The organism is Corynebacterium sp. 045007, assembly GCF_040743205.1.
GTDB lineage: Bacteria > Actinomycetota > Actinomycetes > Mycobacteriales > Mycobacteriaceae > Corynebacterium > Corynebacterium jeikeium_D.
This window is the reverse complement of record NZ_JBFLKW010000012.1, coordinates 71,553-82,847: the sequence shown is the minus strand read 5'-3', so window position 1 is coordinate 82,847 and position 11,295 is coordinate 71,553. Positions and strand designations below refer to the sequence as shown.

At 58.2% G+C, this 11,295-nt stretch carries 11 protein-coding genes; 6 read left to right on the top strand and 5 right to left on the bottom strand.

Annotated features, from left to right (window positions below; genetic code table 11):
• Window positions 1-132 precede the first annotated feature (132 nt).
• Window positions 133-390 (bottom strand): tyrosine-type recombinase/integrase, encoded by a 258-nt coding sequence (locus tag AB1Z34_RS07530; RefSeq protein WP_016421438.1) that lies wholly within the window; start codon window positions 388-390, stop codon window positions 133-135.
• Between the two features lie 329 nt (window positions 391-719).
• On the opposite strand from AB1Z34_RS07530, the gene AB1Z34_RS07525 reads away from it, so the two are divergent.
• Both AB1Z34_RS07525 and AB1Z34_RS07520 read left to right on the top strand, forming a co-directional pair.
• Window positions 720-1,292, top strand: coding sequence for a TetR/AcrR family transcriptional regulator (locus tag AB1Z34_RS07525; RefSeq protein ID WP_367158145.1), 573 nt, complete (start codon window positions 720-722; stop codon window positions 1,290-1,292).
• Window positions 1,292-1,654 carry a DoxX family protein gene (locus tag AB1Z34_RS07520; RefSeq protein ID WP_016421436.1) on the top strand — a complete coding sequence of 121 codons (363 nt, stop codon included), beginning with the start codon at window positions 1,292-1,294 and terminating at the stop codon, window positions 1,652-1,654. Before AB1Z34_RS07525 ends, AB1Z34_RS07520 begins: the two co-directional genes overlap by 1 nt.
• A gap of 812 nt (window positions 1,655-2,466) precedes the next feature.
• Here AB1Z34_RS07520 and AB1Z34_RS07515 read toward each other — a convergent pair.
• A complete protein-coding gene (locus tag AB1Z34_RS07515) occupies window positions 2,467-3,969 on the bottom strand; it encodes a hypothetical protein (protein ID WP_016421435.1) in 1,503 nt (500 codons plus the stop codon).
• A gap of 567 nt (window positions 3,970-4,536) precedes the next feature.
• On the opposite strand from AB1Z34_RS07515, the gene AB1Z34_RS07510 reads away from it, so the two are divergent.
• Together AB1Z34_RS07510 and AB1Z34_RS07505 are read left to right on the top strand one after the other, a co-directional pair.
• Window positions 4,537-4,911, top strand: a complete 375-nt coding sequence (locus AB1Z34_RS07510; protein WP_367158144.1) for a hypothetical protein — start codon at window positions 4,537-4,539, stop codon at window positions 4,909-4,911.
• Between the two features lie 126 nt (window positions 4,912-5,037).
• A complete protein-coding gene (locus AB1Z34_RS07505; RefSeq protein ID WP_367158143.1) occupies window positions 5,038-5,880 on the top strand; it encodes a PaaI family thioesterase in 843 nt (280 codons plus the stop codon).
• Window positions 5,881-5,889: 9 nt separating this feature from the next.
• Here AB1Z34_RS07505 and AB1Z34_RS07500 read toward each other — a convergent pair whose 3' ends face one another.
• The 3 genes from AB1Z34_RS07500 to AB1Z34_RS07490 form a co-directional block, all read right to left on the bottom strand.
• Complete coding sequence (locus tag AB1Z34_RS07500; RefSeq protein ID WP_070603952.1) at window positions 5,890-6,663, bottom strand: alpha/beta fold hydrolase; 774 nt, start codon at window positions 6,661-6,663, stop codon at window positions 5,890-5,892.
• Window positions 6,653-7,339: an esterase/lipase family protein gene (locus AB1Z34_RS07495; protein WP_367158148.1), complete on the bottom strand. Its 687-nt coding sequence runs from the start codon at window positions 7,337-7,339 to the stop codon at window positions 6,653-6,655. The genes AB1Z34_RS07500 and AB1Z34_RS07495 overlap by 11 nt, the downstream gene beginning before the upstream one ends.
• Window positions 7,340-7,542: 203 nt before the next feature.
• On the bottom strand, window positions 7,543-7,965 hold the full coding sequence (locus AB1Z34_RS07490; RefSeq protein WP_005511554.1) for an HIT family protein: 423 nt from the start codon (window positions 7,963-7,965) through the stop codon (window positions 7,543-7,545).
• Between the two features lie 80 nt (window positions 7,966-8,045).
• Between AB1Z34_RS07490 and purD the strand changes: the two genes are divergently transcribed.
• Window positions 8,046-9,320 (top strand): phosphoribosylamine--glycine ligase, encoded by a 1,275-nt coding sequence (gene purD, locus AB1Z34_RS07485; protein WP_187406428.1) that lies wholly within the window; start codon window positions 8,046-8,048, stop codon window positions 9,318-9,320.
• A gap of 239 nt (window positions 9,321-9,559) precedes the next feature.
• Window positions 9,560-10,687, top strand: a complete 1,128-nt coding sequence (locus AB1Z34_RS07480) for an aminotransferase class I/II-fold pyridoxal phosphate-dependent enzyme (RefSeq protein ID WP_042388927.1) — start codon at window positions 9,560-9,562, stop codon at window positions 10,685-10,687.
• Window positions 10,688-11,295 lie beyond the last annotated feature (608 nt).

Genomic DNA, 11,295 nt, shown 5'->3' with positions numbered 1-11,295 from the left:
GGGTAATAGCTTTCGGGGAGCTATTCTTTGGTGATTTGTGGTGTGTGGTCTGGGGTTATGGTGGCATGCGGACACACTTTTCTTTACTTAACCCGCCAAGAGGGCGCAGGGGCGGCGGCAGGAGGGCAGCGACTAGCCGCCGAAAATTGCCAGCGCGTCGGCAGCGAACGCTTCAATGATTGCGGAGTTGTCAACATCTCCCGCGCGGTTGATGTAGGCGGCCTCCGTAGTCGAGGCGGAGGCATGGCCCAGTTGCAAGGTGGCCAGCGCCGCGTTGCCCGTTGCAGCCATGGCGGTCGCTACCGTGTGACGGAGGTCGTGATAGGAAATCACCGCAGGCAGCAGCTCCCGGTCGGCCTGCGCCACATCGTCGCCGGCGAGGTGCGGCAAGCCTGCCCATGTTAGAGCCCGGCCAGAGTTTTGCCAGGGTGGGGGTATGTGCCGGATGGGTCGTCACGCATAGGCAGTACCCGCGTCGTCGGTGCCCCTGTCGTGCGTTGGCCGTGGAACAAGCTCGTAGGCTTATCGGCCAAGCGCTCGGCAATCCTTGAGTCTATTGGCCCGAGAAGCTGGTCTGGCAAAAACATGTAGGTGTGTGACGATCAGCTATAACTTTCCTCCTTGTAAGCAGGAAACCCGCTCGCCTCTCATGACAGCAATGTACTTGGATAACCACATCGCTACTTGACCGTAGATTGATGTAGCGATACGATTTGAACATGTTCAGTGAACAAGTTCAATCAAGTCGTGCTACTCAAAAGGAGGCGACGCGCAATAAAGTCTTGGATACCGCCTATGCCCTTTTTGTGTCAGTCGGGTACGCGGATACAAATGTGCGTGCCATCGCGCAGAAAGCTAACGTCAGCGTTGGAACCGTTATGAACGTCGGGAGCAAGCAGTCGCTGTTGATTCAGACCATCGGACATCGAATCACCGTCATGCACGATGAGCTCCGTCGACAATCAGACAACCTTCTCGACGTTCTCGCTCCTTTCCTGAAAATGTTTACTGGGCAGGAAGAATTATCGAAAGCGTATGGCGCTGCCCTAATCACACAGGGAGACAACGGAGAGATTCTCAACGAGCTTCGAACTCTCTTGGTAGATGAAATCGTGTTGCGCCTAGGCAATATGCTCCCTAAAGATGACGCTAAAGAGTTCGCGACAATCCTTTACAACATTTATCTTGGGTTGCTTCTTGGCTGGGCTGCCGGTGCATACGACACCGACGAACTATCCATTCACGCGAACAGTTCCATCTCCCGTCTTAAAATCGCGTACGGAGTAAAATAATGATTCTCGAATCTTCGCCTGCTTGGCCCTCCATCATTCTTGCAGCCATTTTGTTCGGAGACGCGGTACTCTCGCTCAAACCCGTAGCATTCATCGAGGCCTGCCTCAGAGGAGTACGACTTCCTACAGAGTGGTGGTGGGCTCTTATCGTTATCAAGTGCCTAGCAGCAAGTGGACTCATTATTGGGCTCTGGATACCAGGCATTGGAATAGCGACGATGGTTGGAGTCATTGCCTACTTCTGCACCGCAGCAATCGCACATATCCGAGCCAAGTTTCTAGGTAGCGAGTTTTGGGTCAATTGCTTAGGGATGCTCGCTATTTCACTAGGCGCTCTCATTGCGACACTATTGATAGCCTGAAACGACCAATTTACCAATTGTGTTCGCCCATTGAGGGGCGCCGTTGCCCGCGCCGGGCGGCTTGCCGCGGGTGCCTGGGACCCGCTAGCCGCCTACCGCCTCGCCGGCCTGTCGAAGGGTATGAGCGTCTGCCTCGGTGCAGAAGGCATGACAAAGCCCTAGCTTATGGGTCGGGGTTGTGGGATTTGCAGAGTGGCGGGCTGCTGCGGGACTGGTAGATAGGCGTCCAGCTCTTCGACGGGTATCTGCGGTACTGCATCCGAGATACCAGTGGCGAGCGCTGCGCGACTGGGCCCGCGCCGGGATGTCACACCCGACGACGTGGGGTGGCAGGAGCAGTAACCGGAATTGAGGGGTTGGGGGCAATCCCAGTCCATTTTTATGCGTGGGGGGTAGGGGTGCGACGGGCAGGGGTTGCTGGGGCAAGGGGTGTGTGGCCCCTAGTCGACACCGTGTAGCCACCGCCGGTTAAGTCTTGTACTCAGGCTGTGGCGTATGTCCAGCTGCGGGTCTACTTCGGAAAACTCCGCACTTCCCCAAAGACTTTCCTCAAAAATTAGTAGGGGAGGTGTCCCTGTGTGGCGCGAGAAACGGCTTTGACAGGCATAAATGGCATTATAGGTCAAACCTTTACAGGGTACCCTAACGGTAGGTTACGGGTTCGAGTCCCGTTTCCGGCTCCAAAACTCCAGGTCGGGAAGTTTTCCGGCCTGGGGTTCTTTGGTTTAAAGGGGAAAATGTAGGGGTTAAGTAGCGTGAGGGGTGAAATCGTCTAACAGAACGTCCGCATCCCCTCTGTCCCGTAAGTCGGCTTAGAAGCTGGAAGAACCGCCTGAACCGGAAAACCCTGAGCTAAACCCGCTGTTGACGCCACCGCTACTGGAAGAGCTGTCGCGGGCAGTGGTGGCATCGCTATCCCAGGTGCTCACGACATAGAAGGGCACGTAGCCGTGGTAGCCAGAGCCAGCGAAGAAATCAGAGTCGTAGATGCGCGTGCGCTCGGGGCGCTCGTCGGCCTCATTGCGCTTCTGCAGCTGGGACTGCACGTGCTCCGACAAGAGCGCGGAGCGATCCAAGAGTTCTAGGTAGCGCTCCATGAACTGCGGATGGTGTGGTTCCTTGGATAATTCAGTGGCGGCATCTTCCAACTCCTTCGCGTGGCGCTCAAGCGCCGAGTCGATGCTTGCGGCCAAGTAGCCTGCCTGTGCCAGATCCTTCTCCAGCTCGTAGAGTTCATAGCGGCGAGCATCCGCATCAGCGTTCTCAATGCGGTGCAGCTTTTCAATATTGGCCTCAGCGGTTTCCACGCGCTCGCACAGTTGGCGCGCGTTGGCGATGAGCTCGGAGTGTGAGCGGAATTGCTCATCTGGCGCATCCGCCGGAATCGACATGAGGAAACCAACCTGGCTATCGATTGCTAGGAAGTCATCGCGCAAACCCTCCCAGTCCTGGCGCAGGCGCTCATCCACCAGCCCTGATTGGAGCGAGTGCGCTCGAATATCAATCTCCCTTAGCCGTTGCGCCACATCGGTGTAGGTCTGCGACACGTAGTCCCAGTCCTCGCGTGCCTGCTGTGTCTTCTTCTGCCGGCTGCGGCGTACACCGCCGGCGAGGCCGACACCAGCGCCGCCAACGCTCAGGCCCGCCACCCCGAGGCCAACGGCCGCCGCCATCCGGTCCTCTTTTGCGCCCTCGTACTGAGTATCCGCAGCACGGTCTACGTCGATTGCAGCCGCTGCGCCAGCAAAGAGGCCAGCAGGAATGTTGTCATCCCGCACGCCCGGCTTAATTGCTTCGATGGACTGTTTCAGATGGCTGTCATTCTTGCGTAGCTTCATTTGAGCAGCCACGTCCTCACCCGCGAAGACGAAGGCTTGGCGCGGATCAAGGCCCACGCCGACGAAGACCTGGCCATCAGCAAACTTATCCTTGCCGATGAGCTCCTGGTGGTTATCGCGCAGGTACTCCTCTACGGAGTCATTAACGTTTTCCTTGTTCTCGGCAAAGACCATGTAGTGCAGCCCTTGGACCACGTCAGGGGCGGCGATCCGGGAGACATCGCGAAGCATGCGCTGTTCTTCCTCCGGGGTGAGCACATCGTCTGAGTCCATGATGTCAGCCTGCACTTCACGCTGCGCGGGCTGCATGACGTAGTCAGAGCGCTCGGGCGAATCAAAGACCGCCAAGCAGGTGCCCGCACCGACACCTCCGAGAAGCAGGCCGCCCACTGCTGCTGCGCCGATGATGGCACCGATGGAGGTCACTTTGGGGCCGCGGTTGGATGCAAAAGGTTTAATATCGCGAGAGTCGGTCACGGTGATTCTCCTATTCGCGAGCGATCGGCCCCGCCAATTTTATCCGGTTTAAGGAGGTCGGGCGGGGAACAAAGGGTGCGTTTGAAGACTGATTAAAGGGCAAATGCCTGTCGGGGGCTGGGGCGGGGGAATTTTCTTTCACTTATGCGCACGTTGTCGGAAGTCCCGGTCAACATATGGATGAGCTATTCACTTATGGCCACGCTGCTGCGTATCGATAGGTGAATATTGCATCGATAGGACAGCGCAACGCCGCCAGCAGGACAGCGCAACACCGACAGCAGGACAGCGCAACGCCGACAGCCGGAAAATCACAGGCCACGGAGCTTTCACATCTGCAACTCTAGCCCCATGCTTCACAGGAGTTACACGCGTATGTAAAGTGGGCTTTGTTTTTAAGTCATAAGCGTCGATAGGGCTGGTCTCGGGGAAGGGCCTGCGCTATGGGCGCTTTTGGCATTTTTCTGTAAAATCCTCCAGAAAACCCCACAGGCTGGGGTGATTTCTCTGAGAAAAATATTCTACGATAGAGCCATGTCAGAGGTGCTCTTTGTCAGTAGTTCAAACATGGGACTCTCACGCGTACTAGAAGGGCTGCTGCGGCAAGCTGCCCCGGGCCTGACAGTTTTGTCAGCAGGTATCAGCATCGATGATGATGACCGCGGTCTGGATGAAGACGCGCGGCGTGCACTCTGTGAGGTGGGGGCACGGTGTGATGGGGATCCTCATCAGCTCACGCCATCTCTCGCGGACAGTGCGGATGTGGTCATTGTTGTGGGGAAAATCGACGTTTCGGACTACATCGCACCAGATGTAGAGACGGAGCGCTGGGAATATGATGACCCGGCTGACCGCGGCATTTATGGCTATCCTCGCTACGCGCAATTGCGGGATTACTTTACTCGGCGCGTCAATACGCTGGCGGAACGGTTTGCTGCCTAAATAGTCGTTGTCTTAATAAAAGGTGGGGCGCGGGAGCCGTCGTAAAGCATGTGCTGAAGCCGACACACTTTTGTTTTCGGACAATAATACCCGCGTCTGTCCGGTCAGCACCTAATGTAAGTAGTTATGTCTATTGGTCCCTCGCTGCGACGCACCCTGTACAAACTTGCTGAGAAAGAGATGTCCCCGGCTAAGGCAAAGTTCTTGCTGAACATTTGGCCGCCGCTGTTTGGCACCGGCATCCGTATCACCGAGATTGCGGATGACTGGTCTGAGGGGCGATTGGAGCTGCGCCTGAACGCTCTGACTGCGAATATGCATGGCGCGGCATTTGGCGGTGCGCTGTTTTCGATGACGGATGTGCTGTTTGGCACGCTGGTTATGCAGCGCCTGGACGTCAATAAGTACGAGGCGTGGACGCGAACTGGTTCGTTTGAGTTCATTCGCCCAGGTAAGAACGGTGCGTACCTCGAGGTAGAGGTGCCGGATGAGATGGTCGAAAAGCTTAAGGCGGAAACAGAAGGCGGCTATTCGACGGTCGTTCCATACACCTCTGTAATCCGAAACCGCGATGGTTCTCTGGTCGGTATTGGCCAGCAGGAGCTCTACGTGCGCCGTCGTGGTCGGAAGAAGCCGCCGGCCAACCCGAATCAGCAGGATCGTGTTGCCGGTGAGAACCTTATCTCTGCTGCTCGCACTCTTGCGCGGCTGGGGATGCGCGGGGTGGAAAACCGCGATGTGCTCGTTCAGCAGGAACGCACCGCACGACGCTGCATTTCGCCAGAGTCGCGTGCAGTCGCATGGCTCCACGGCGTCCTTGAGTACGGCGATGTCACTGTCGACGACTACCGCGCCGCAGGGCTTCCCGACGTCGTCATCGAGGCCCTCACCTCCGATAACCCCTCGCCAGCTGCGCAGCAGCTGCTTGCGGATGTCGTCACCGCGCGCGAGTCGTTGACCAAGTTCTAGGTCGAAGCTCTACGCCAATAGCCGAGTGATCAGATCGATCACTTCGGGGTCTGTTTGCTGCTTCCAATGCGCAACAGACCTGCCCTCCAGCTCGGATTCGAGCAAAACAGTTCGACTGTCCGGCAGGAAACTCTGCGCGGTATCGGACCACGGAATGACCAGACTGTCATGGTGGCTGATGACGTTAATCCAGTCAGGTGCAGCTGCCTTGCGCCCTCGGAGGTGTGGGGCAGTGTTGGCGGCAGGAAGGTCATATTTTTCTGCCGCTACCGCAATTTGATCGGCTAAAGCCTGTCCCATTAGCCAGCGGGCAAGAGACCCATTTCGCCAGCCCAAAATGCGGGAAATTCCAGTCAGATTTACGCCGCCGACAGAGCCCGACACGCTGATGACACGGCGAAATGAAATGCGCTCGTATTCAAGGTTCGCTAGGCGTGTAAATAACAGGAAAGCCAATAGCCCACCCTGAGAGTGAGCCACAATGTCGACCGTGTCCGAGTTCGTTTCAGCGCAAACTCCGTTGATATAGTCCTCGACTTCGGCGACAGAATCCGCAAGGGCAGCAGTGCCGCGGTTTCCGTAGGCCGGTACATAGACTCGGCGGCCGAGGGAACGGAGTCCGTCGGCAAGCGGTGCCCACGCGCCGGGACTATCGAGCGTGCCATGTAATGCGATAACCGGAACGGGGTCGCTGAGGTTCCCTGCTGCCGGACTCGGATTTGGCTGGGACGGGCGAGCGGCTGTCGGCGGGAAAATCCGCGTTAGGAGCGGTCTATTCCGCATGCTCGGTTGGGTCAAAATCCTCGCCTACCAGCTTGAATAGTGCCTCGCGAGTAAGAGTGCGGGGACGCCAATCGTGTGCCATCTGCTCATGCAAAACGATGGCTTGAGGGAACGTGTCCTGCACATAGAGATTGGTGACCATGCCTGTGTCACCATCATCCAAGAAACAGGACTGTGGCGGGGAAATGAGCTGGTCATACTTAGTGGCAATACAGGTGTAAGTAACGCCGGGGCCGAGAATATCGTGGGAATTGGAGTTCAAAACCATCTTTGAGCCCGTGAGCTGTTCCAAGCCGGAAACGCCCCAGTAGCTCTGAACAAAGTTGCTCATCAGCGACCTCGTGCCGGGAATCTTAGTGATGCCGGAAGCGATGCCGCCCAGGTTGGTGCCGTGATTGGGGGCGGCAAGACAGACAACATGCTTGATGTACTTGGAAATGCGTAGAGAAAGCAGGGTGGCGATTAAGCCGCCTTGCGAGTGCCCCACGATAACGGCGTGCTTTGCGTCAGTGGCGTGCAGGACAGCCTTGATGTAGGGCACGAGCATGTCGATGGACTGATTGATGGGGTCTGTTGCGCGGTGCCCAAAGTCTGGCGCGAAGACAGCCCAGCCATCCTCCCGCAACTGACCGCCAAGGGCCTCCCAAATGCCCTTGACCTGGCCTGTTCCGTGCAGGAGGATGACCGGCCACGGCCGGGACTTGGATACTTTGGCTCCCCAGTTATCTTCGAAAACACCGCGCAGCGGACGGAAGATGGCATAGGGAAGCGATGCTGATCCTTCAGCTGCAGCCGGTTGTTGCGCCTCCGGTTCCTGCGCTTCAGGGGCAGGGACTACCGGAAGTTGTTCTTCCCGAAAATCCTCGTTTGAAGCGGCGATTAGCGCACCAACTTTCCGTCTTCGTCAGTCCCGAGGGCCTCCCGTAGCTTAGCGGCGGCCTCATCCATGGACTCTGCGGAAGGATTGCGATCTACCGACTGTAGGTTGTACCCGGACATATCGTGGGCAGGGAAGATATGAATGTGGGTGTGGGGAACCTCGAAGCCGGCGATGAGATAGCCAGCACGCGGAGCGTCAAAAGCGGAGACAACAGCCTGACCAACCTTCTGGGCAACCTCATTGAGGTGAGCCCATAGCTCAGGCGAGGCGTCCGTCCACTTGTCCACCTCTTCAACAGGGACGACCAGCGTATGACCAGGCGCAATTGGCTCGATGGTCAAAAATGCGACGACCTTGTCATCGCGGTAGACAAAACGACCGGGGAGTTCACCGTTGATGATTTTGGTAAATACTGTGCTCATGTGCCAAGGGTAACCCGAATAGCGGATTGAGGGGTTGGGTGCGATGAGAGTTATCCGGGCTGATTAGTAAGATGATTGCTATGCGCATCCTCGTAATTGGCTCCGGTGCCCGTGAGCACGCCCTGTTGTACGCAATGAGTAAGGACCCGCAGGCTACTGATCTTCACGTAGCCCCTGGTAATGCGGGTATGAGTGAAATTGCAACCATGCATCCACTGGTCGTGGATGACCCCGCTGGCGCTGTTGCGCTGGCCAAGGAAATTGGGGCCGATTTGGTTGTTATTGGCCCTGAGGTTCCGCTGGTCGCGGGTGTGGCAGACGCGCTGCGCGACGCTGGTTTCGCAGTCTTCGGACCGAACGCTGATGCAGCTCGGATTGAGGGGTCCAAGGCTTTCGCTAAGGACGTCATGAAGGCGGCTGGGGTAAAGACCGCCTCGGCAGAGGCCATCCAACCGGAGGCTTCCGACGAAGACATCGAGGCCGCCATTGACCGCTTTGGCCCGAACTGGGTCGTGAAGGATGACGGTCTGGCTGCTGGCAAGGGAGTCGTGGTCACTAAGGACCGCGCTGAGGCTCTCGAACACGCAAAGGCGGTGCTGGCAGCCGGTAACCCGGTGCTGCTGGAGTCCTTCCTGGACGGCCCGGAAGTTTCCCTGTTCTGCCTGGTCGACGGCGAAACCGTCGTCCCGCTGTTGCCGGCTCAGGATCACAAGCGCGTCGGTAATAATGACGAGGGGCCGAACACCGGTGGCATGGGTGCTTACAGCCCGCTGTCCTGGCTGCCGGAAGGCGCAACTGAGCGCATTGTCGCCGAGGTCTGCGAACCGGTCGCTCGTGAAATGGCTGCTCGCGGCTGCCCGTTCCAGGGTCTGCTGTACGCGGGTCTGACCTGGGGCGAGGACGGCCCGGCTGTCATTGAGTTCAACTGCCGTTTCGGTGACCCGGAGACCCAGGCCGTGCTGGCGCTGCTGGAGTCCCCGGTGGCGCAGCTGCTCAACGCCGCTGCTACCGGAACATTGGCGGACTTCGGTCCGCTGTCTTGGCGTGATGGTTACGCTCTGACTGTTGTACTGGCCGCTGAAGGCTACCCGGTATCGACTCGCACGGGTGATGTCATTGAAGGTGCAGAGCCTGGCCGCGAGGAAGATGGCATTCTCCACGCTGGTACTGCCCGCAACGCTGCAGGTGAGCTGGTCTCCGCTGGTGGTCGTGTGCTCAACGTTATCGGCGTTGGTGACACGCTGGAAGAGGCCCGCGACAAGGCGTACGAGACCATCAAGACCATTAAGCTCGAGGGCTCGCACTACCGCACCGACATTGCACTACCTGCAGTTGAGGGCCGCATTTCCATCTAAATAATGCCCGAGGCGGTCAGGCTGCACTCGGATACCTCACTGGTGCACCCACCCGGGTTGAACTGGATTTCCCGGGTGGCCTCGGTGGCTGCAAAGATGAAGGTATGCACGCCGAATCTCCGCAGTTGCCAAAGTCGTCGCAGTCACCGCAGCCGTTAAACTCCTCGCAGTCACCGCAGGCATCCCAGCCCCAGCGCGACCTAGCATCCCGCCGCTGTGAGGTCGCACCCTTCCATGTGATGGATGTTCTCGCGCTCGCACAGGAGCGTCAGCGTACTCACGGTGATGCTCTATTCCTCTGCGTGGGACAGCCCGCGACCGCGGCCCCGGCTGCCGCGATTGCCCGTGCGCGTGCTGATTTAGAAAATCAGGTTCTAGGCTACACAGCGGCCGTCGGCACGCCTGAGCTGCGTGAAACCATCGCCGCCTGGCATCGTGAAAACTACGGCACGGCCACGGAGGCCGCTGATGTTGTCATCACTACCGGTTCTTCCGGCGGTTTCGTGGCACTCTTCCTCGCAGCGCTCGACGTCGGCGACGATATTGTGCTCGCGCGCCCGGGCTATCCCGCATACCGCAATACGCTGCAGGCGCTCGGCGCCAACATTGTTGAGATCGACTGCGGTCCCGAGACTCGTTTCCAACTCACTGCCCAGCACCTGCAGGCACTTCCGCGCGTGCCCAAGGCCGTGATTGTCACCAGTCCGGATAATCCCACTGGCACCATTATCGATGCCGACGAGCTGCGTGCCATTGCGAAGTGGTGTGAGCAGCACGATTGCCTGCTCATTTCCGACGAGATTTATCACGGCATTACTTATGGCCGACAGTGTGCGTCTGCACGCGAGTTCTCCGACGCGGCGGTCGTGGTTGGCAGTGTCAGTAAGTACTTCTCGATGACCGGCTGGCGCGTCGGCTGGCTCATCGTTCCCAAGTGGCTGCGTGCGCCGCTTGATCGCCTCGAAGCCAACCTCACTGTCTGTCCACCGGCAATTTCGCAGGCAGCGGCGGTGGAAGCGTTCAGCCCCGAGTCCATTGCCGAGCTCAATTCGCACGTGACGCGTTACGCACGCAACCGCGACGTTTTGCTCGAGGGGCTGCCCCGCGTCGGTCTCGGTAATATCGCTCCGCCCGACGGCGGTTTCTATATCTACGCCAATATCGCAGGGCTTTACGACGACCCGAACTCCGTCGACTCCATGACATGGGCACGGGAACTGTTGGCTGCAACGGGCGTGGCCGTTGCCCCTGGAATCGACTTCGACACAGAGAACGGCCATGAGTGGGTTCGCCTCTGCTTCGCCGGTGAGACGTCCGAGATGGAAGAGGCTGTTCGGCGTATTGGGGTATTTACTGGTCGTGGTTAAAGCGGCTTTAGTGGCGCTCACGGTGTGATTTACCTCACCCTTTCAGGGGTGTTTTTCAGCCGGTCGAGATAGGGAGCTCGACGAGCAAATCGCTGCTTTAAATCCTCTACCGGCGGCCACAGGTAGAGCCGATGTTGGGGCATTCCTGGAAGGGGCCGTTGGGCCTCTGTTTTCTTGATCGCCCGTTCGCTGTAAAGGCGGAAAACCGCCTCAGATTGAGGGCTCTGTGGCTGCGGTCACATCAAGTGAGGCTGGGGTTGGGGCGATAGTGGAGTGGGGTGGCCTTCGTGGCAGCATCTTTGACAGCCGGCAGCTCTGTCGGTGGTCTATTTCCGCTGGCAGGGGACCCTTTTTCTTTAATTGCCGATGGGGTTGGCCTCTGAGGAGTTGGCGGCTATCCCCGCACGGGGTGACGATTGAGCGCGGTGTGTAACTCATGTTCAACGATGGTTGCAAGCGCTTTTAGTGGGGATAGTTTATGTCCGACCGAAAGATGCTTCCGCGCCCTGTTTTTGGCTGTGTAAAAGCGTGATTTTTGAAACCGTTGTCGGGAGCGGTGAAGCGAGGCTTGGGGTGGCGCTGAGGGGCGCTGTTTGTGGTGCAGTGAT

Bases quoted from the DNA above. Each gene is read 5' to 3' on its own strand.
- AB1Z34_RS07480 (WP_042388927.1), top strand. From the start codon at position 9,560: ATGGATGTTCTCGCGCTCGCACAGGAGCGTCAGCGTACTCACGGTGAT.
- purD (WP_187406428.1), top strand. From the start codon at position 8,046: ATGCGCATCCTCGTAATTGGCTCCGGTGCCCGTGAGCACGCCCTGTTG.
- AB1Z34_RS07520 (WP_016421436.1), top strand. From the start codon at position 1,292: ATGATTCTCGAATCTTCGCCTGCTTGGCCCTCCATCATTCTTGCAGCC.
- AB1Z34_RS07510 (WP_367158144.1), top strand. From the start codon at position 4,537: ATGGGACTCTCACGCGTACTAGAAGGGCTGCTGCGGCAAGCTGCCCCG.
- AB1Z34_RS07490 (WP_005511554.1), bottom strand. From the start codon at position 7,965: ATGAGCACAGTATTTACCAAAATCATCAACGGTGAACTCCCCGGTCGT.
- AB1Z34_RS07500 (WP_070603952.1), bottom strand. From the start codon at position 6,663: ATGCGGAATAGACCGCTCCTAACGCGGATTTTCCCGCCGACAGCCGCT.
- AB1Z34_RS07525 (WP_367158145.1), top strand. From the start codon at position 720: ATGTTCAGTGAACAAGTTCAATCAAGTCGTGCTACTCAAAAGGAGGCG.
- AB1Z34_RS07505 (WP_367158143.1), top strand. From the start codon at position 5,038: ATGTCTATTGGTCCCTCGCTGCGACGCACCCTGTACAAACTTGCTGAG.